The organism is Georgenia satyanarayanai (genome assembly GCF_023715365.1).
Taxonomy (GTDB): Bacteria; Actinomycetota; Actinomycetes; order Actinomycetales; family Actinomycetaceae; genus Oceanitalea; species Oceanitalea satyanarayanai_B.
The window spans coordinates 416437-436544 of the sequence record NZ_JAMBNZ010000001.1 but is presented as its reverse complement, the minus strand read 5'-3'; the positions used below and the strand labels follow the sequence as shown (position 1 = coordinate 436544).

Annotated in this window: 17 protein-coding genes; 12 read left to right on the top strand and 5 right to left on the bottom strand. The window is 71.2% G+C overall.

The features are described from left to right. Positions 1-379 precede the first annotated feature (379 nt). From M3148_RS01935 to M3148_RS01925, 3 genes are read left to right on the top strand one after another with little or no spacing between them, the layout of a single operon-like run. Positions 380-1366 carry a methionine ABC transporter ATP-binding protein gene (locus M3148_RS01935; protein WP_251302951.1) on the top strand — a complete coding sequence of 329 codons (987 nt, stop codon included), beginning with the start codon at positions 380-382 and terminating at the stop codon, positions 1364-1366. Beyond that, positions 1363-2064, top strand: coding sequence for a methionine ABC transporter permease (locus tag M3148_RS01930; protein ID WP_251302950.1), 702 nt, complete (start codon positions 1363-1365; stop codon positions 2062-2064). The genes M3148_RS01935 and M3148_RS01930 overlap by 4 nt, the downstream gene beginning before the upstream one ends. Before the next feature lie 11 nt (positions 2065-2075). Continuing rightward, a complete protein-coding gene (locus M3148_RS01925; RefSeq protein WP_251302949.1) occupies positions 2076-2885 on the top strand; it encodes a MetQ/NlpA family ABC transporter substrate-binding protein in 810 nt (269 codons plus the stop codon). 81 nt (positions 2886-2966) lie between these two features. Here M3148_RS01925 and M3148_RS01920 read toward each other — a convergent pair whose 3' ends face one another. The 4 genes from M3148_RS01920 to M3148_RS01905 form a co-directional block, all read right to left on the bottom strand. After that, positions 2967-3806, bottom strand: a complete 840-nt coding sequence (locus tag M3148_RS01920) for a hypothetical protein (protein WP_251302948.1) — start codon at positions 3804-3806, stop codon at positions 2967-2969. Positions 3807-3895: 89 nt separating this feature from the next. Next, on the bottom strand, positions 3896-4696 hold the full coding sequence (locus M3148_RS01915) for a carbon-nitrogen hydrolase family protein (RefSeq protein ID WP_251302947.1): 801 nt from the start codon (positions 4694-4696) through the stop codon (positions 3896-3898). Positions 4697-4922: 226 nt separating this feature from the next. Continuing rightward, positions 4923-5621, bottom strand: a complete 699-nt coding sequence (locus tag M3148_RS01910) for a potassium channel family protein (protein WP_251302946.1) — start codon at positions 5619-5621, stop codon at positions 4923-4925. Next, positions 5614-6984 (bottom strand): TrkH family potassium uptake protein, encoded by a 1371-nt coding sequence (locus tag M3148_RS01905; RefSeq protein WP_251302945.1) that lies wholly within the window; start codon positions 6982-6984, stop codon positions 5614-5616. The genes M3148_RS01910 and M3148_RS01905 overlap by 8 nt, the downstream gene beginning before the upstream one ends. Before the next feature lie 109 nt (positions 6985-7093). Here M3148_RS01905 and M3148_RS01900 point away from each other — a divergent pair, with 109 nt between their 5' ends. From M3148_RS01900 to M3148_RS01885, 4 genes are all read left to right on the top strand, one after another. Beyond that, positions 7094-7471 carry a VOC family protein gene (locus M3148_RS01900; protein ID WP_251302944.1) on the top strand — a complete coding sequence of 126 codons (378 nt, stop codon included), beginning with the start codon at positions 7094-7096 and terminating at the stop codon, positions 7469-7471. After that, complete coding sequence (locus tag M3148_RS01895; RefSeq protein WP_251302943.1) at positions 7468-8040, top strand: DinB family protein; 573 nt, start codon at positions 7468-7470, stop codon at positions 8038-8040. The genes M3148_RS01900 and M3148_RS01895 overlap by 4 nt, the downstream gene beginning before the upstream one ends. Before the next feature lie 12 nt (positions 8041-8052). Further along, a complete protein-coding gene (gltX, locus tag M3148_RS01890) occupies positions 8053-9579 on the top strand; it encodes a glutamate--tRNA ligase (protein WP_251302942.1) in 1527 nt (508 codons plus the stop codon). Between the two features lie 689 nt (positions 9580-10268). After that, positions 10269-11528, top strand: coding sequence for an AGE family epimerase/isomerase (locus tag M3148_RS01885; protein WP_251302941.1), 1260 nt, complete (start codon positions 10269-10271; stop codon positions 11526-11528). Positions 11529-11672: 144 nt separating this feature from the next. Here M3148_RS01885 and M3148_RS01880 read toward each other — a convergent pair whose 3' ends face one another. After that, positions 11673-14000, bottom strand: coding sequence for a DUF1349 domain-containing protein (locus tag M3148_RS01880; protein ID WP_251302940.1), 2328 nt, complete (start codon positions 13998-14000; stop codon positions 11673-11675). Positions 14001-14226: 226 nt separating this feature from the next. On the opposite strand from M3148_RS01880, the gene M3148_RS01875 reads away from it, so the two are divergent. The 5 genes from M3148_RS01875 (at position 14227) to M3148_RS01855 (ending at position 20095) form a co-directional block, all read left to right on the top strand. Continuing rightward, positions 14227-15264, top strand: coding sequence for a LacI family DNA-binding transcriptional regulator (locus tag M3148_RS01875; protein ID WP_251302939.1), 1038 nt, complete (start codon positions 14227-14229; stop codon positions 15262-15264). Between the two features lie 33 nt (positions 15265-15297). Beyond that, on the top strand, positions 15298-16911 hold the full coding sequence (locus M3148_RS01870) for an FAD-dependent oxidoreductase (RefSeq protein ID WP_308203197.1): 1614 nt from the start codon (positions 15298-15300) through the stop codon (positions 16909-16911). 61 nt (positions 16912-16972) lie between these two features. Continuing rightward, on the top strand, positions 16973-18271 hold the full coding sequence (locus M3148_RS01865; protein ID WP_251302938.1) for an ABC transporter substrate-binding protein: 1299 nt from the start codon (positions 16973-16975) through the stop codon (positions 18269-18271). Further along, complete coding sequence (locus tag M3148_RS01860) at positions 18271-19191, top strand: carbohydrate ABC transporter permease (protein WP_251302937.1); 921 nt, start codon at positions 18271-18273, stop codon at positions 19189-19191. Before M3148_RS01865 ends, M3148_RS01860 begins: the two co-directional genes overlap by 1 nt. Next, complete coding sequence (locus M3148_RS01855; RefSeq protein ID WP_251302936.1) at positions 19181-20095, top strand: carbohydrate ABC transporter permease; 915 nt, start codon at positions 19181-19183, stop codon at positions 20093-20095. Before M3148_RS01860 ends, M3148_RS01855 begins: the two co-directional genes overlap by 11 nt. Positions 20096-20108 lie beyond the last annotated feature (13 nt).

Below are 20108 nucleotides of genomic sequence, written 5' to 3'. Positions count from 1 at the left end.
GTCGTCATGGTCACCCACGACCACGGTGTGCTCACCCACTGCGTCCGTGTGGTCGAGATGGTCGACGGCCGCCTCTCGCCGATCTCCGACCCGCGGTAGGCCGGCTGGCTGAGGTGTGCGGTGCGGCCCGCGCGGTGCCCCCTTGGGTCGCACGTACCGCTCCCCGCCCCATAGTCGTAGGGACGCCCTAAGATCTGAAAGGGCGACGCAAGCCCGCGCGGGCGCGCAGCCGTCAGCCTCGCCGGCCGCGCTGCACGTCACAGGTCGTATCCTGAGACGGGTGTCTCTAGAGGTGGACATCGCACCGTCCGCCGTCGGACCCTGGACTTGCCACGACGTGCCGCATCCACGCGCGCCTCGTGTCCTGGAGGAGGCCCGGTTGATCGAGCTGGTAGACGTGTCGAAGACCTTCCGCACGCCCGGCGGCGAGGTCCACGCGCTCGACCACGTCACCCTGCACGTCGAGCCGGGGGAGATCTTCGGGATCGTCGGGCAGTCCGGTGCGGGCAAGTCCACGCTCATCCGGACGGTCAACGCCCTCGAGAAGCCGGACTCCGGCACGGTCACCGTGGACGGCGCCGCCATCTCCGAGCTCAAGGGCAAGGAGCTGCGCGAGGCCCGCCGTCGCGCCGGGATGATCTTCCAGCACTTCAACCTCCTGTCCTCGCGCACCGCACAGTCCAACGTCGAGCTCGCCCTCGAGATCGCGGGCACCTCCCGCGCCGAGCGCCGCCAGCGCGCCACCGAGATCCTCGAGCTCGTCGGCCTGTCGGACCGCGCCGGCGCCTACCCCGCCCAGCTCTCCGGCGGCCAGAAGCAGCGCGTCGGCATCGCCCGCGCCCTGGCCGACAACCCGAGCGTCCTCCTCTCCGACGAGGCGACCTCGGCCCTGGACCCGGAGACCACCCGCTCGGTCCTCGACCTCATTCGCCGCCTGTCCCGCGAGCTCGGCCTCACCGTCCTCCTCATCACCCACGAGATGGACGTCATCAAGCGCATCTGCGACTCCGCCGCGCTCATGGAGCACGGCCGCATCCTCGAGCACGGCCCCATGGACCAGCTGCTCACCACGCCCGGCTCCCGCCTGGCCGCCGAGCTCTTCCAGCTCGGCGAGCTCCCCGCCGAGCGCGGCACGACGATCATCGACGTCACCTTCACCAAGCAGACCTCCTCCGAGCCGGTCATCGCGCGCCTGGCACGCGACCAGGGGCTGGACGTCGCGATCCTCGGCGCCGCCATGGAGACCATCCACGACGGCACCCAGACCGGCCGCACCCGCCTCGAGATCCCCGGGTCCGGCGAGCAGATCCAGACCGCGCTCACCTACTTGCGCTCGCAGGGACTCTTCGTGGAGGTGGTCCGATGATCGACCGCAACGACCCGGACTTCTGGTCCGACCTCGTCGAGGTCGTCACCGCCGCGACGTGGGAGACCCTCTACATGGTCTTCGTCGCGCTCCTCTTCACGGTCGTCGTCGGCATCGCGATCGGCGTCCTCCTCGTCACCACCGAAGACGGCGGCCTCTACGCCAAGCCCTTTGGCTCCCGCGCGCTGGGGAAGGCACTGAACCGGCTGCTCGACGTCGTCGTCAACATCGGACGCTCGATCCCGTTCATCATCCTCATGATCCTGCTCATCCCCTTCACCCGGCTGGTCGTCGGCACCTTCATCGGCCCGACCGCCTCGATCGTCCCGCTCACCATCGCCGGCATCCCGTTCTTCGCCCGGCTCGTGGAGATCGCCGTCCGCGAGGTGCCCCGCGGCGTCGTCGACGCCGCCGTCTCCCTCGGCGCGACCAGGCGCACGATCACGTTCAAGGTCCTCCTCGCCGAGGCGGTCCCCGCCCTCACGCTGGGACTGTCGACGACCGTCGTCGGCCTCATCGGCTACTCCGCGATGGTCGGCGCCGTCGGCGGCGGCGGGCTCGGGGACGTCGCCTTCCGCTACGGGTACCAGCGCTACAGCCTCGAGTACATGCTCGTCGTCGTCGTGCTCCTCGTCGTCCTTGTCCAGATCCTCCAGTCCGTCGGCAACTACGTCGCCCGACGCGCCTCCCACCGTTAGGAAGTAGATCCATGCGCCTCACCCGCACCCTGCCCGTCGCCGTCGTCGCCGCCCTTGCCCTCACCGCCTGCGGGGGAGGGGACGACGACGGCGGATCCTCCGACGCCGGGTCCGACACCATCCGCGTGGCCGCGCTCGCGGTCCCGGCCGGTGACATGCTGCGCTTCGTCGCCGAGGAGCTCGCCCCGGCCGAGGGCCTGACCGTGGAGTTCGTCGAGTTCAGCGACTACAACACGCCGAACCCCGCCGTGGTGGACGGCGACGCGGACGCCAACCTCTTCCAGAACACGACGTTCATGGAGACCTTCAACGAGGCGATGGGCGAGGACCTCGTGTCCGTCGGCGAGGTCTACCTGCCGCGGATGGGCCTGTACTCCAACGACTTCGGCTCGCTGGAGGAGCTGCCCGACGGCGCCTCGGTCGCCATCCCCAACGACCCGACCAACGAGGGCCGCGCCCTCAAGCTGCTCGCCGCGCACGGCCTCATCGAGGTCACCGAGGAGCCCATCACGATCGCCGACATCACCGCGAACCCGCGGGGCATCGAGTTCGTCGAGATCGAGAACGCCACCCTCCCGCAGGCCGTGGAGGACCAGGACGCTGCGATCGTCACCGCCGCCTTCGCGCTGCCCGCAGGCCTGGGCGAGGACAAGATGATCCTCGCCGAGGAGAGCGACAGCGACTACTACAACGTCCTGTCGACCACGCCGGAGCTCGCGGACGACCCGCGTATCGCGACCCTCTACGAGCTGCTCACCTCCGAGGAGATGGACCAGTTCATCGAGGAGGAGTACCAGGGCGTCATCATCCCGGTGGAGTGAGCAGCCGCGCCCCACACGCGCCGAGAGCCGGATTCCTCCCGAGGAATCCGGCTCTCGGCGCATGAGGGGGGGCTACCGGGCCTAGCCGGCGACGGTGAAGGAGATCTCCGGGGCGTCGTCGTGCTCGCCGGCGGGCGCGTAGGACACCGTGTAGGTCCCCGGCTCGGCGATCTCGACGGGACCCTCGTAGGCCAGCCACTCGCCGTCGTCGAGGGAGTACTCGATCGCCTCGACGCCATCCTCGGCGGGCTCGAGCACGAGGGTCGCGGGTCCGTCGTAGGCGGCGAAGTCCGCGCAGGCGATGGGCAGGCCGGGGAACTCGGAGTCGTGAATCATCATCGACAGCGGCGTCTCCCGCGGGACCCAGTCGGCGCCGCCCGCGCCGACCGCGGTGCCCGTCTGGCTGGGCTCGAGGGGCCCGGCCGGGTCGTTGCTGGAGGACAGCCAGATCTCGTTCGGCGGCTCCGGCGGGCCGGAGTGGTCGTGCATGTAGTGCCCACCGAACTCGGTGCACGAACCGTCGTGCAGGTGGGCGGGGTGGGGCGCACCGGAGAGCAGGCCGGTGACGTTGGTGGAGATCTGGGTGCCGTCCTCGTCCTTGACGAGCGTGACGGTGCCCTCGACGACGAGCGTGTTCGTCGCGCTGCCCAGGCCCTCGTCCAGCGGGCCGTAGCTGCCGGTCGAGGTGCCGAGGACGGAGGCCGTGACAGGGCCGGTCACCGCTGCGGCCGGAGCATCCTCGGCGCCCTGCGCACCGTGGGCGCCGTGGCCCTCGGCGGCGGCGTCAGTGGTCTCCGTCGTCGGCGCCGGTGCGGTCGGGCTGGGCGTGGCGTCCGCGGGCGGCTCCTCCGCGTCGGAGCACGCGGCCAGCACGAGGCCAAGGCTGAGGACGACTGCTGCCGCCTGGTTGTGTGAGCGCATCATCGCCTCCACTCGTGGCCGGCACCCGTTGCCGACCGCGGAATTGTATAGGCATGTGCGCTAAGTCAGACGCCACCGTCCGGGGCTGCTCAGCCCTCCGCCGGCGTCACGCGGAAGCGGCGCAGCCGCAGCGCCGGGTTGACTGCGCGCACCTGCTCCAGACGCGTCCGACCCAGCTGTGCCACGGCCACGCCGGGCGCCTCGCCGGCCGCGGCCAGGGCCACGCCCATGGGGTCGAGGATGACGCTGTTGCCCACGCTCGTCGGCCCGGTCTGGTCCGCGCCCAGCACGTAGACGGTGTTCTCGATCGCCCGAGCGCGCAGCAGCGTGCCCCAGTGGTACTCCTTGAGCGGCCCGGGCGCCCAGGCGGCGGGCACCGCGAGGACGTCGGCGCCGGCGTCGACGAGCGTGCGCGAGACCTCGGGGAAGCGGATGTCGTAGCAGGTCTGCAGTCCCACGGTGAAGCCGTCGACCTCGAGCAGCGCGGCCTCCCGCGGGTCGGCCGCGATGACGCGGTCGGACTCCCGGTAGCCGAAGGCGTCGTAGAGGTGGACCTTGCGGTAGAGCGCGCGCAGCTCGCCGCCCTGGAGGCCGACGAGCGCGTTGTGGATCCGCTCGCCGTCGGCGGCCTCGTTGACCCCGGCGACGACGGTGAGGTCCAGCTCGGCCGACAGCTCCCGCAGCCGCCCGACGCTCGGCCCGTCCAGCGGCTCGGCGCTCGCGACGAAGCGCTCGTCCATGGCCGGCGCGGTGAAGACGGAGAACTCGGGCAGCACCGCGAGCCGCGCGCCGCGGGAGGCAGCCGTGCGCAGCTGCTCCTCGATGGTCCGCAGGTTCGCGGCCTTGTCCTGCCCGGGCGCGAACTGCGCCACCGCCACGGTCAGCGCCATGGTGCTTCTCCCTCCGAGGACCTCCGGGCGAGGGTACCGCTCCCGCCGGGCCTCACCGTCGGTGTCCGCACAACGGCGGCGCCACTCCCCGCCCGAGAAGTAGCGCCGTCGTCGCCCCCCCACCAGCCTGCGTGAGCCGGCTCGAGGTCTGTGCGTATCCACACCCTAGCGGGCAACGGCGCTCGCGGGTGCATGTTCGTCGTCTTGTGACGACGGCGGTGTCGCCTCAGGTCATCTCCATGAACCGCTCGGCGACGGCGGCCGGGCCGACGACGATGATCGTGTCGCCCTTGGCGAGCACGGTCTCACCGGTGGCGTGCCCCCAGCTGCCGTCGGGCTGGCGCACGGCGACGACGTTGAGGTTGTGCTTCTTGCGGAAGCCGACCTTGTCCAGGGGCCTGCCGGTCATCGCCTCCGGTGCCGCCGCGGTCACCATCGCGAAGCCGCCGCCGAGGTCGAGGTAGTCGGCGATGGTGCCCCGCAGCAGGTGCGCCACCCGCCGGCCCATGTCGTTCTCCGGGTAGACGACGTGGTGGACGCCCAGCTGGGTGAGGATCTGCCCGTGGGCCGCGGTGATGGCCTTGGCCCACACGTGCGGCACGGCCAGGCGCAGCAGCCACGAGCTGGTGAGGATGGAGGCCTCCATGCTCGAACCGATCGCGACGACGGCGTGGGTGAAGTCGGCGACGTCCAGCTGGCGCAGCACCTCCTCCCGGGTGGCGTCGGCGCGGACCACCTGGGTGAGGCGGCCGTTGAGGTCCTGGACGATCGTCTCGTCGCTGTCGATGCCGAGGACGTCGACGCCGGACGCGGCGAGCTCCAGGGCCAGGGCCTGGCCGAAGCGGCCCAGGCCGACGACGACGACGGAGTCGTCGCGCCCCAGGGAGGTGATGCCGCGGCGGCGGGGGCGCAGGTGCTCAGCCAATGAGGGGTCTCTCCTTCGGGAGTTCGTACAGGCGCTTGCGGGATCGCAGCGCCAATGCCGTCGCGAGCGTGACGGGACCGACCCGGCCCGCGAACATGACGACGACGAGGAGCAGCTGCCCGCCGTCGGGCAGGAGGTGGGTGATCCCGGTGGACAGGCCCACCGTGGCGAAGGCCGAGATCACCTCGAACACGAGCTGGTCCAGGGTGAACTCAGTGGTGATGAGCAGCGCCCACGTGCCACCCATGACGACGGCGACCGACAGCGTGAGCACCGTGATGGCCTGGCGGTGCACGGAGCGGGCAAGACGCCTGCCAAAGACGTTGACGGCGCCCTCGCCCCGGACCTCGGTGAGGACGATGGCGAGGAGGACGGCCGCCGTCGTGATCTTGATGCCGCCCGCGGTGCCCGCCGGGCCGGCGCCGATGAACATGAGGACGTCCTGGGCGAACCACGTCTGGGTGTTCATCTCGGCGACGTCCACCGAGTTGAAGCCGGCGGTGCGCGCGACGGTGGCAGCGAAGAAGCCCGCGAGCAGCTTCGCCGGCACGTCGAGCGGGCCGAGGGTGCCGGGGTTGTCCCACTCGAGGGCGGTGATCGTCACGGTGCCCCCGACGAGCAGCACCGCGGTCCCGGCGAGGACGATGCGGGTGTTCATGCTCCACAGCCGCGGCATGCGCACGTGGCGGCGCAGCTGGATGAGGACCGGGAACCCGATGCCGCCGAGGATGACAGCGACGGCGAGGGGCAGACACACCCAGGGGTCGGCGACGAAGCCCATGACGTTGTCGGAGTACAGCGCGAAGCCGGCGTTGTTGAAGGCCGAGCCGGCGTGGAAGACGCCGTGCCACAGCGCCCGCCCGGGCGGGTAGTCGTAGGTGAGCGCGAAGCGTGCCGCGAGGACGACGGCGGTGGCGGCCTGGACGGTGAGGGCCACCTTGGCGATCCCGACGACGAGCTCGCGCAGGTCCCCGGTGGTCGGGGTGCCGAGGGAGGCGCTCGTGGCCATGCGCGAGCGCAGGCCCAGGCGGTGGACGAGCACGAGCCCGAGCAGCGAGGCGAAGGTCATGAGGCCCAGGCCGCCGAGCTCGATGAGCGCGAGGATGACGACGTGCCCGAAGCCGCTCCAGTAGGTGGCGGTGTCGACGACGATCAGGCCGGTCACCGAGACGGCGGAGCCCGCCGTGAAGAGCGCGTCGACGAGGCCGGCGCTGCCGCCCGCCTCCGGGGTCACGGAGACGGGGAGCATGAGGAGCGCGGTGCCGGCGGCGAGCGCGGCCGCGTAGCTCCCCACGATGACCTGTGCGGGGTGTGCCGGGGATCGCCGGCGCAGGAAAGGTCGCGTGCGGCCCGTGTGTGGCACGGGAGGACTGTAGACCCATCCGGACCCCTGCGCCCACACGCGTGACGGGGCTGTTCCCATCGGCCGCTTGCCCTCGCTAGCGTGTCCGCACCCGAGCGAGGAGGCCACCGTGAAGATCACGCGCCTGACCACCGTCTTCGACGCCGCCGACATCGGCGCGGAGAGCCACTTCTGGGCGGGAGTCCTCGGCGGCACGGTCGACCCGAGCCACGACGACTGGCACAACGTCGTCATCGACGGGACGCGCCCGGTCGCCGTCCAGCTCGCGCCCGGCCACGTCCCGCCCCAGTGGCCCGACGGCAACCCCCAGCAGGTACACCTGGACCTGTGGGTGGAGGACGTCGCCGCGGCCCACGAGCACGTGATGTCGGTGGGGGCGCAGCTGCTCCAGGAGGCGCAGGACCCCGACGACGACGAGGACTTCCAGGTGTACGCGAGCCCGGCCGGCCACCCGTTCTGCCTGTGCTTCTCGCGGACGTCGCCATGAGGGACCCGAAGGACCTGCTCCACGAGTACCTCCAGCGCTCCCGGGACGCGATGCTCTGGAAGCTCGAGGGCCTCCCCGAGCGCGACCTGCGCTGGCCGCACACGCCCACCGGCACCAACCTGCTCGGGCTGGTCAAGCACCTCGCCGGCGTCGAGCTCGGCTACTTCGGGGACACCTTCGGCCGGCCGAGCCCTGTCCAGCTGCCGTGGATGAGTGACGACGCGCCCGACAACGCCGACATGTGGGCGACGGCGGAGGAGTCGGTCGATGACGTCGTCGGGCTGTACCGGCAGGCGTGGGCGTTCTCGGACGCAACCATCGCCGAGCTCGACCTCGACTCACCCGGACGCGTGCCGTGGTGGCGGGCCGCGGACGTCACGCTCCACCACGTCCTCGTCCACGTCGTCGCCGAGACCTCCCGGCACGCCGGCCACGCCGACATCGTCCGCGAGCAGATCGACGGCGCCGCGGGCCTGCGCACCGGCGCGACCAACCTGCCGCGCCGCGGCGAGCGGTGGTGGGCGGACTACGTGGAGCGGCTGAAGGAGGTCGCCGACGGCGCTGGATAGGCTGGGGGCACCATGACCGAGAACCCCGCTCCCGCCCTTGCCGACGACGGCGCCCGCTCCGGCGCCGTCCGCGTCCGTTTCTGCCCCTCGCCGACGGGGACCCCGCACGTGGGGCTCATCCGCACGGCGCTGTTCAACTGGGCCTACGCGCGCCACGTGGGCGGGACCTTCGTGTTCCGGATCGAGGACACCGACGCTGCCCGCGACTCCGAGGAGAGCTACGAGCAGCTCCTCGACGCGATGCGCTGGCTGGGGATGGACTGGGACGAGGGCGTCGAGGTCGGCGGACCGCACGAGCCCTACCGGCAGTCCCAGCGCATGGACCTGTACGCGGACGTCGCCGCGAAGCTGCTCGAGGCGGGGCACGCCTACGAGTCCTTCTCGACGCCCGAGGAGGTCGAGGCACGTCACCGCGCGGCCGGGCGGGACCCCAAGCTCGGTTACGACGGGTACGACCGTGACCTCACCGAGGAGCAGAGGGCCGCCTACCGGGCCGAGGGCCGCCAGCCGGTGCTGCGCATCCGCATGCCCGAGGAGGACGTGAGCTTCGACGACGTCGTCCGTGGCGAGGTCACCTTCAAGGGTGGCTCGGTGCCGGACTTCGTCATCGTCCGAGGGAACGGCCAGCCGCTCTACACGCTGGTCAACCCCGTCGACGACGCGCTCATGAACATCACCCACGTCCTGCGCGGTGAGGACCTCCTGTCCTCCACCCCCCGCCAGGTGGTGCTCTACCGGGCGCTGCTCGACATCGGCGTCGCCTCGGTCATGCCGAAGTTCGGCCATCTGCCCTACGTCATGGGCGAGGGCAACAAGAAGCTGTCCAAGCGCGACCCGGAGTCCAACCTCTTCCTCCACCGCCAGCGCGGCTTCACCCCCGAGGGCCTGCTCAACTACCTCGCGCTGCTCGGCTGGTCGATCTCCCCGGACAACGACATCTTCAGCCGCGAGGAGATGGTCGCCGCCTTCGACGTCGCCGACGTCAACCCCAACCCGGCGCGCTTCGACCTCAAGAAGGCCGAGGCCATCAACGCCGCCCACCTGCGCCTGCTGGCGCCGGAGGACTTCCGTGGGCGCCTCGTGCCGTACCTGCGCGACGCCGGCGTGGTGTCCGCGGGGAGCTTCGAGGAGCTGCCCGCCGCTCAGCAGGCGCTGCTCACCGCCGCCGCGCCGCTGGTCCAGGAGCGTATGACGCTGCTCGGCGAGGCGCCGGGGATGCTCGGATTCCTCTTCGTGGCCGACGACGCCGTGGCCGTGGAGGAGGACGCACGCGGGGCGCTGCGCCCCGAGGCCGCCGACGTGCTCGACCGCTCGATCGCCGTGCTCGAGGGCCTGGCGGACTTCTCCCCGGAGTCCCAGCAGGAGGCGCTCAAGGCGGTGCTCGTCGAGGAGATGGGCATCAAGCCGCGCTTCGCCTACGCGCCGCTGCGCGTGGCCATCACCGGCCGGCGCGTGTCGCCGCCGCTGTTCGAGTCGATGGAGATCCTCGGCAAGGACGCCTCCCTCACGCGTCTGCGGGCCCTGCGCGCGACTTTGTAGTCCGCCGCCCTCGGCCCACCCCGCCCCCGCCGACACTGCACGTAGCGCCGGCTGTGCACCTACCGCCGACAGCCGGATTCCTCCCGCGAGGAACCCGGCTGTCGCCGTAGGGGCGGGGAGGCGGGCCCGCGGGAGTGCGGTGCCCCGCTCTGAGTCACCGCTCCGTCATGGCGGCGAGGGCGGACCAGCCGTGCGTGCCCGGGAAGGACTGGAGACGTGCGTGTGGGGGGATGCGAGATGCTCCGCCGGACGGAGCCGTCTCATGTCTCGGCACCACGTCATCCGCTGGCCTTCGCAGCTGGGGGAGCGGCCCATGCGTCCAGCAGGGAGGCACGAGGAGTGTGTGTGCGGGGACGTTAGATTGATCCACGAGGCGGATCAATCTAACGTCCCCCTACCACGTCATCCGCTGGCCTCGTCGGCGCCCGCCAGGGGGTGGGCCGGTGCGCTGGCGGCCGCCTGGCGCTGGCTAGGTGTGGACCTTTCGACCTCCGCAGTCCACGTTCCTTCACCTAGGGCCGGGACGACAAGCCGGCCGCGGTTGCCCATCGTCACGCTGTACGTCCCACTCATGCTGGCAACGTGCCGCCACGGGCTAGCAGGTGGGTCGGCGGTGACGGCGGCGTCTGCGCAGGGGAAGGGCGCGCGAGCACTACGGTATGGACGGCCGCGATTCGGAAGGAACCGAGATGACGCACCACACCCCCACCGCCGACAGCCGCCCTAGCAGCGACGGCTTCCGCCGCGCCCAGCGGGCCGAGCTCCTGCGCTTCGGCGCGGGCGCCCGCTGCGAGCTCGGCTTCGGCTACCTCGACGAGCGGGGCCAGGTGGACCCGACGACCGTCGAGCTGTGGATCACCTGCCGCATGACGCACATCTTCAGCCTGGGCGTCCTCGCCGGCGAAGAACCGGCGCCCGGCGGTCCGTCCCGCGAGGAGCTGGCGGCGCTCGCGGCCCACGGCGTGCGCTCCCTGCGCGGCCCGCTCCACGACGACGAGCACGGCGGCTGGTTCGCCGCCGTCACCGCGGACGGCCCGTCCAACACCACGAAGCAGGCCTACGGCCACGCGTTCGTCGTCCTCGCGGCGAGCTCCGCCGTTGCCGCGGGCGTCGACGGTGCGGACGAGCTGCTCGACCTCGCCCTCGCCGCCCAGGACGCGCACTTCTGGGATGAGGAGGCGGGGCTTGTCGTGGACGAGTGGGACCGCGCCTGGACCACGCTCGCCCCCTACCGGGGCATCAACGCCAACATGCACAGCGTCGAGGCGTACCTCGCCGCCGGCGACGTCACCTCTGACGCCCGCTGGCACCACCGCGCCGGACGCATCTCCGCGCACGTCGCCACCTGGGCGCGGGAGAACGAGTGGCGCATCCCCGAGCACTTCGCCACCGACTGGGCCCCGCTGCTCGAGCACAACCGCGACCGCCCGGCCGACCCCTTCAAGCCCTACGGCGCCACCGTGGGCCACGGCCTGGAGTGGGCGCGCCTTCTCCTCGCCGTCGACGCGACGCTCGGCGCGGACGCCCCCGCGGGACTGCCCGAGGCCGCCGCGGCGCTCGCCGCCCGGGCGGTGGCGGACGGCTGGGACGCCGACGGCGCGGAGGGCTTCGTCTACACGACCGACTGGTCCGGGAAACCCGTCGTCCGGGCCCGGATGCACTGGGTCGTCACCGAGGCCATCGCCACGTCCACCGTGCTCGAGCGGGTGACCGGCGACCCAGCCTACGGCGCGGACGTCGAGCGCTGGTGGGCCTACGCCGACACCTACCTCGTCGACCGCGAGGGCGGCTCCTGGCACCACGAGCTCGACCCCGCGAACCGGCCGGCGTCGGGCACGTGGGAGGGCAAGCCGGACGTCTACCACGCCTACCAGGCGGCCCTCATGGCCGACGTCCCGCTCACCCCGTCCTTCGCCTCCGCCCTGCGCGCCGGCGCCCTGCAGGACTGACCGCCCGCCCTGACCACCCGCCGCCCGCCGCCGACAGCCGGATTCCTCCGAGGAGGATCCGGCTGTCGGCGGTAGGGGCTCCGGCCGTCCGTCCTTGATGGTCGGTCGAGGGAGGCTCGCCGAGGCCCGGCTGGCGGGCCGCCCCTACCGGCGGACGGTCACCTTCACCGGGGCGCTCGCCGTCGTGCCGGCGGCGTTCGTGAGCTCGGCGACGTAGGTGTACGTCCCGGGCGCGCGGCCGCTCACGGTGGCCGTCGCCCGCTGGGCGCCCGGCGTGGCCGCCACGAGCGGGCCCTCGGCGACGACGACGCCGTTCTCGAGGATCCGGTAGGACGTCGCGTTCGTCCCCCACCACAGGTCCGCGGCCACGGTGAAGCTGCCGTCCCCGTCCCAGTTGTCGTGGCTCAGCTGAGCCCGGCCAGGTCCGGCGTTGTCGACGACGACGGTCACCGGCTGCGTCTCCGTCGCACCCTGGGAGTTGATGAGTGTCCCGGTGTACGTGTACGTCCCGTTCGGCCGGCCGCTCACCGGGATGCGCAACGACTGCGCCCGCGGACTGGCGAGCTCGAGGTTCTCGACGGCGATGAGCTCACCGTTCTCGTACAGCGCGAGGATGCTGCCGTTGGTGCCCCACCACAGGTCGACGAGGACCTCGAAGCTGCCGTCGTGCAGACCGGTGGCCCAGCCGCTCGTCGTGCGCAACGAGGCGTTGCCCGGCGGGGAGGTCTCGTCGTCGTCCGAGACCTCGGGGATGACGAGACCGCCCTCGCAGGCCTCCTGCTCGGACGCTGTCGGCGTCCACCGCAGCCAGGCAAAGCTCGCCTCGATCTCCGCAGCATTCGTCGCGCCGCGCATGGCAAAGGGCCCGACGGCGGTGGGGGACAGCGCCGCAACGTCCACCGGCCGCCCCCACGGCTCGAAGCTCTCGCCGTCGAAGGACACCGACGCCACCGCGGTGTCGCCGTCGCTCGTCAGCCGCAGCCACAAGGTCTCGCCCAGCCCGGCATCGGGGACCACGGAGTCGAAGCCGGTGTTCCGGTCGCTGCCGTTCCTCCGCAGGATGTACTCCAGGCGCAGCCCCTGGGAGCCGTGGACGAGGTCGAGCTTGGCGTAGTTCGCGTCGTCGGCGTACAGCAGCAGCCCGGCCTGCTGGAAGCTCTGGTCGGGGCTGAAGCTCAGCTCGGTCGTCACCTCCCATGCGCCGTCGGGCAGCTCCTGGAGGAGCAGCGGCGCGCCGTTGACGCCCGCCCGGTAGGTGGGCAGGACGAGCGAGCCGTCGCGCAGCTCGTGCGCGCTCGCGCCGGTGCGGACCCCCGCGGACCACAGGTCGGTGTCCAGGGAGGCGCCGTCGAACTCGTCGGACGCCGCGCCGCTGCACTGCTGGCGCAGCGGGTCCGGGTCGGCGCCCGGAGCCGGCTCGCGCACGGCGTCGGGATTGAGCTTGGCGAACTTGATCGTCGCGCCCAGACGGTCGCCGGACTCGTAGAAGAGATAGGTGCCGGTCTCGTCGGTGACGATGTCCGGGGCAGCGACGCGACCGGTGTCGTCGCCCGCGCCGCTGGCCTCGTGGAGGGTCCACGTCGGGCCGGTCTCGGTGAGGGCGTCGTTCACCGTGCGCGCGTGAATCTTGCCCGACGACGCGTGGTAGATGACGTACAGCTGCCCCTCCCACTCCCACAGGTTCGCGCTCGAGACGTTCTGCCCCTCGGCGGCGCCGGGGACGACGAGCGGGTCGGGCCGCACGTCCCAGTCGCGCCCGTTGTGCGACTCCGCGACGCGGATGCGGCGGATGTTCTGCGGGGTGTTGTCCATGTAGAACATCGCGTAGGCGTATCGGGAGTCGGCGTCGGGGTGCTCGAAGACGCGTGCGTAGGACGTCTCGGAGATCCCCGGCCCACCCTGCACCGTCGTCACCGCCTCGCCGCCGTACTCGAAGTGGATCCCGTCCGACGACGTCGCGTACCTCGTCGTCGTGTTCTCACCGTGGAAGTACAGGTAGAGCTCGTCCTCCTCCGGGTGCCAGAAGGGTTCGGCCGTCGCGACGTGCGAGACGGAGTAGTACTCGCCCCACTCGTTGGCGATGACCGGGCTGCCCCCGTACTCCGTCCACGGCCCCGCAAGGGAGTCCGCGTACATGAGGACGATGCCGCCCGGCGCGTCGTGCGGACCGAGGTAGAGGTACCACTCGGCCAGCGGGTCCTCGAGGTGGGCGCCCGCGTGGAAGACGCTGGGGAAGATGTACTCGTTCGTCGGGTTGTACGACATCGTCTCCTTGTCGGTGATGACGCCCTGGTACTCGAAGACCGGCAGGTTGTCCTGGCTCGGCCCGTCCTGCACGACGGCGGTGGCCGCCTGTGTGGTGGCCGCGGCGTCCTTCCGTGGTACCGCCGCCGTCGCGGGGGCCATCGCCCCCACCAGCACGGTGAACGCCAGGGCGGCGGCCGTGGCGAGCCGTGGTGCTCGTGCTCTCATCCGTTCTTCTCCTTCGTCGCTGAAGCAGTGCCCGGCACCGTCGTCGGCGAGGGCGCGTGCTCGGCATCGAACAGCGTCATACGCAAAACGACAAGGCGGGACATCAGGCCCGTGGCGCCATCTAGGCAGTCGCTCGGGAGTTATGCGCATGACCCGACCTAAAGCCGGCGCTTATGGTTTTACGCAAAACCCGTTTGCCTGAGGCCACTCGGTCGAAGGAGACGACATGGTGGTCAAGGGACGGCGCGCGACGCAGGCGGACGTCGCACGCCTGGCGGGCGTCAGCCAGACAACCGTGTCGATGGTCCTCAACGGCACCGGCGCCGCCCAGCGCCGGGTCAGCGCCGACGTGCGTGACCGGGTGCTCGAGGCCATCGCCGTCACCGGGTACTCCGCCAACCCCAGCGCGCAGCTGCTGGCGGGAGGCCGCAGCTCGATCGTCGGCGTCTACACCTACGAGCCGGTCTTCCCGCACTCGGGCGGCGACTTCTACTACCCCTTCCTCGAGGGGATCGAGGACGAGGCGGAACGCTCCGGCGTCGATCTCCTCATGTTCACCTCGATGTCCGGCCGCTCGGGCAGGAGCCTGGTGTCCACGGGCCGCGTCGGGCGGCTGCGGGTGGCCGACGGCTGCGTGCTCCTCGGACGCCGCAGCTACCCCGAGGACCTAGCCGAGATGCTCCGTCAGGACTTCCCTTTCGCCTTCGTCGGCCGCCGGGAGGCGCCCCAAGGCCAGACGCCGTACGCGGCAGCCGCCTACCGCGAGGCCACCCGCGCCGTCGTCGAGCGGCTCATCGGTCTCGGCCACCAGCGCATCGTCCTGGTCAACGAGTTCACCGGCCACGAGTCCATCGAGGACCGCTCCCGCGGCTACCGGGAGGCGATGACTGCCGCGGGGTTGCAGCCCGTCACCTTCGACGCTCCCGACCTCGAGTCCGGCACCTTCCTCGACACCCTCCTGGGTGCGGGCGTCACGGCCGCGCTCGTCACCTCCGACCTTGCCGCCCCGCTGCGCCGTGCCGCGCTCGCCCGCGGCCTCGACGTCCCCCGCGACCTGTCGATCGCCCGGCTGGGAGACCCCGAGCGGCCGAACGGTGAGGACGTGGACTGGAGCGGCTTCCTCATCCCACGCTGGGAGATGGGCGCGAACGCGGTGCGCCTGGTCCTGCGCCAGCTCGCGCCCGACCCGGCTGTCGGTGCCGCCCTCCAGGTGAGCATCCCCTGCACCCTCGTCCCCGGGGCGACCGTCGCCCCGTGTCAGTAAGCCGGACAACCGGCCAGAAGAAAGGCACCACTGGTGGAACTACGTACCCAGGTCCTCGTCGTCGGCGGAGGACTCGGCGGGGTGGCGGGCGCGCTCGGCGCGCTGCGCCACGGCGCGAGCGTCATCCTCACCGAGGAGTTCGGCTGGCTCGGTGGCCAGTCGACGTCCCAGGCGGTCCCGCCGGACGAGCACCCGTGGATCGAGGACTTCGGTTGCACCGCCTCCTACCGTCGCTTCCGCGACGGCATCCGCGACTACTACCGCCGCAGCTACCCGCTCAAGGAGGCCGCGCGCCGCAAGAGCGACCTCAACCCGGGTGCCGGCTGGGTGAGCAAGCTGTGCCACGAGCCCCGCGTCGCCGTCGCCGTCATCGACGAGATGCTCGCCCCCTACGTCTCCGGCGGCCGGCTGCGCGTCCTCACGCACCGCCGTCCCGTCGCCTGCGAGACCGATGGGGACACGATCCGCTCCGTCACCCTCGAGGACCTCCGCACGGGCGAGCGCTCGACCGTCGGCGCCGACTACGTGCTGGACGCGACCGAGACCGGTGACCTGCTGCCGCTGTCCGGCACCGAGTACGTCACCGGCTTCGAGTCGTCCGCGGAGACCGGCGAGCCCAGCGCCCCCGCCGAGGCGCAGCCGGAGAACATCCAGGCTGTCTCGGTCTGCTTCGCCGTCGACCACATCGCGGGGGAGGACCACACGATCGAGCGCCCCGCCCAGTACGACCACTGGCGCTCGGTCCGTCCCGACTTCTGGGGCGGGAACCTCCTCAGCTGGACCGCGCCGCACCCGCGCACCCTGGAGATCACCGAACGGCACTTCGAGCCCAACCCGGGCGACGAGCCGCTGTCCGTCTTCGCCGACCAGAGCCTCAACCCCGGCGACGGGAACCTGTGGACCTTCCGCCGCATCGCGGCCAAGGACCTCTTCGAGCCGGGCACCTACCCCAGCGACATCACGCTCGTGAACTGGCCGAGCATCGACTACTTCGAGGGACCGGTCATCGACGTCCCCGAGGACGTCGCGGCAGCCCGCCTCGAGGACGCCCGCCAGCTCAGCCTCTCGATGCTCTACTGGATGCAGACCGAGGCCCCGCGCCCCGACGGTGGGACCGGCTGGCCCGGCCTGCGCCTGCGCCCCGACGTCATGGGCACCGAGGACGGCCTGGCGATGGCGCCCTACCACCGCGAGGGACGCCGTATTCGCGCGCTCGAGACGATCCGCGAGCAGGACGTCTCCCTCGCCGTCCGCGGCGACGCCGGCTCGCGCCGCTACCCCGACAGCGTCGGCGTGGGCATGTACCGCATCGACCTGCACCCTTCCACCGGCGGCGACAACTACATCGACGTCGGCTCCGCGCCCTTCGAGATCCCCCTCGGCGCGCTCGTCCCGCAGCGGATGACCAACCTGCTCGCGGCGGCGAAGAACATCGGCACCACCCACATCACCAACGGCTGCTACCGGCTGCACCCGGTCGAGTGGAACATCGGTGAGGTCGCGGGCGTGCTCGCTGCCACGTCGATCACCGACCGCACCACCCCGCACCAGGTCCACGGGGACCCCGCCCTGGTCGACCAGCTGCGCTCGCGGCTCCTCGCCGACGGCGTGGAGCTCCACTGGCCGGACGGCGTCTACGGCTACTGACCGGCTCACCTCCACCGACGCCGCCCGGCGCTCGGCACCACCCCCCAGAAAAGGAGACACGATGGTTCACCGTCGAACTCTGGTCCCTGCTCTTGCCGTCCTCTGCGTCGGCTCCCTTGCCGCCTGTGGCGGCTCCGACAACAGCGGCGGCAGCTCGGCCACCACCCCGGACTCGCCCGTCGACCTGCGCATGACCGTCTGGACCGCTGATGAGAGCCAGCTCGCGCTCTTCGACGAGATCGGCGAGAAGTACGTCCAGGAGAATCCCGAGACCGTCGCGAGCGTCACCTTCGAGGCCTTGCCCTTCGAGGACTACACGACCACGCTCACGACGCAGCTCGCCGGCGGCAATCCGCCGGACCTCGCGTGGATCTTCGAGAACACCGCCCCGGAGTTCGTGGAGAGCGGCGCGCTCGCTGACATCCGTCCCACGCTCGAAGGGACCGAGGGCTACGCCTACGACGACCTGCTCGACTCGTCCCTCGACCTCTGGACGCAGGACGACGGCCTGTTCGCCTACCCGTTCTCCAACTCCCCGTTCGTCGTGTTCGTCAACACCGACCGGATCTCCGAGTCCGGTCAGGACAACCCGGCCGACCTCCTCGCCGCGGGGGAGTGGACCTTCGACGCTGCGCGGGACATCTCCGCCGCGAGCGTCGAGGCGCTCGGCGGCTCCGGGCTCGTCGTCCGCGACTTCGACTACGCCGCCTGGGGCAACCTCGCCACGCTCTGGGGTGGCTGGGACGCCACTCCGTGGTCCGCGGACGGCACCCAGTGCACCTTCACCGACCCGGCGATGGTGGACTCGATGACCTGGTTCCACGACGCGATCTTCACCCAGGACGCCGTCCCCGGTCCGGGGACCAGCGCGGACTTCTTCGGGGGAGACGTGACGATGACGATCACCCAGATCTCCCGCGCTGCCTCCCTCGACGGCTCCTTCGAGTGGGACGTCGTCCCGCTGCCCGCGGGTCCGGCCGGTCAGCAGAGCGTCATCGGCCAGGCCGGCATCGGCGTCCTGCAGAACGCCGGGAACCCGGAGATCGCCGCGGACTTCCTCGCCTACTTCACCAGCCCGGAGAGCGCGGAGAAGCTGGCCGCCTACTTCCCGCCGCCGCGTGAGTCGCTCCTGACCACCGACGTGCTGGGCAACGCCAACCCGCTGCTATCGCCCGAGCAGCTGGAGACAGCCGTCATCGACAGCATCGTCGGGGCGCAGGTGAAGCCCGCACACAGCAACTTCGCCCAGCTCGACTCCGCCGTCCGCGCGGGCCTCGACGCCCTGTGGAACGAGTCGGCCGACGTCGAGGCCGTTCTCGCGGACGTCTGCTCGGCGATCGAGCCGCTGCTCGCGGACTGATGACCACTGTCACCGGAAGCCAGGCGGGCCGGCAGCGCCGGTCCGCCTGGCGGCGGCGTGACGCCGCCTGGGGCTACGCCTTCACCGCCCCCGTCATCGCGGGCAGCCTGCTGTTCGTCGTCGGGCCTCTCATCGCGGTGGTCTGGTACTCGCTGCACGAGTGGAACGTCCTGGCGAGCACCTTCACCTTCGCCGGTGCCGCGAACTACGAGCGGATGCTGGCGGACTCCGCCCTGCACGACTCGCTCGTCGCGAGCCTGTGGTTCTCCGTCGGGGTCGTCGTCCTCAACATCAGCCTGGCGCTGGGCCTGGCGGTCCTGCTCAACCAGAAGCTGCCGGGGACGACGTTCTTCCGGGTCGCGTTCTTCTCCCCGGTCGTCGTCTCGCTCGTGGCGTGGACGATCGTGTGGGGCTTCCTCCTCCAGGCGGACGGCGGGATCAACTCCTTCCTCGACGGCCTCGGGATCGACGGCCCGAACTGGCTGCGCGGCAGCGTGACGGCGATGGTCGCCGTCGTCGTCGTCCAGGTCTTCAAGAACGTCGGCCTCAACATGATCCTGTTCCTCTCTGCCCTCCAGGGCGTGCCGGAGGAGATCCAGGAGGCCGCGACCCTCGACGGCGCGGGACCGTGGCGGCGTTTCCGCTCGATCGTCCTGCCGATGATCTCCCCGACGCTCCTCCTCGTCTCGATCCTCACGATCGTCGGCTCGCTGGAGACCTTCGCGCTCATCGACGTCCTCACCAAGGGCGGGCCGGGGAACACGACGACGGTGCTTGTCTACTACCTCTACCGCCAGGCCTTCGAGTTCAACCAGTTCGGCTACGCGAGCGCCGTCGCCGTCCTCCTGTTCGTCATCGTCCTCGCCCTGACTCTCGTGCAGTGGCAGACGAGAAAGCGGTGGGTGTTCCATGAAGTCTGACCTGGTCGACCAGGCCGTCGGGGAGACGACCTTCGCGCCCCCGCCCGACACGACGCCGCGATCTCGCCAGGCCCGACGCCGTCCCTGGCGTTGGGTGCTCATCGCCGTCATGGCCGTCGCGTGCGTCCCCTTCCTCTTCCCCACGTGGTGGATGGCGACGTCGAGCATGAAGACGACGAGCGAGATCCTGCGCGTGCCGCCCACCCTGTGGCCCGCCAGCCCCTCGCTCGAGCCCTACCGGCAGGTCTTCGAGCTGCAGCCCTTCGCGCAGCAGTACTGGAACAGCCTGTACATCGCGCTGCTCGTCACCCTCGGGACGATCCTGTTCTCCTCGATGGCCGGCTACGCCTTCGCGCGGGTGCGCTTCCCGGGGGCGAACCTGCTGTTCGTCCTCGTCCTCGTGGGGCTGCTGGTGCCGATCGAGGTGACGATCGTCCCGCTGTTCCGGATGGTGAACTCCGTCGGGCTCATCGACACCCACTGGCCGCTCGTCCTCATCCCGATCTTCGGGGCGCCGAGCGTGCTGGCGACCTTCATCATGCGCCAGTTCTTCCTCGCACTGCCGGCCGAGCTGGAGGAGGCGGGCCGGATGGACGGGCTCACCCGGTTCGGGATCTTCTGGCGGATCGCCTTCCCGCTGGCCCGCCCGGCCGTGGCCGCCGTCGCGATCTTCATGTTCCTCAAGTCCTGGAACATGTACCTCGAGCCGATCGTCTTCCTTTCCAGCCGGGAGAACTTCACCCTGCCGCAGGCGCTGACGCAGTACGTCGACGCCTACGGCGGCCCGATCTGGAACGTCCAGCTCGCGGCGACGACCCTTACGGTCGTGCCCGTGCTCGTCGTATTCATCTTCGCCCAGCGCCAGTTCATCCAGGGCCTGGCCCAGACCGGCCTCAAGGGCTGAGAGCCTGCCTCCT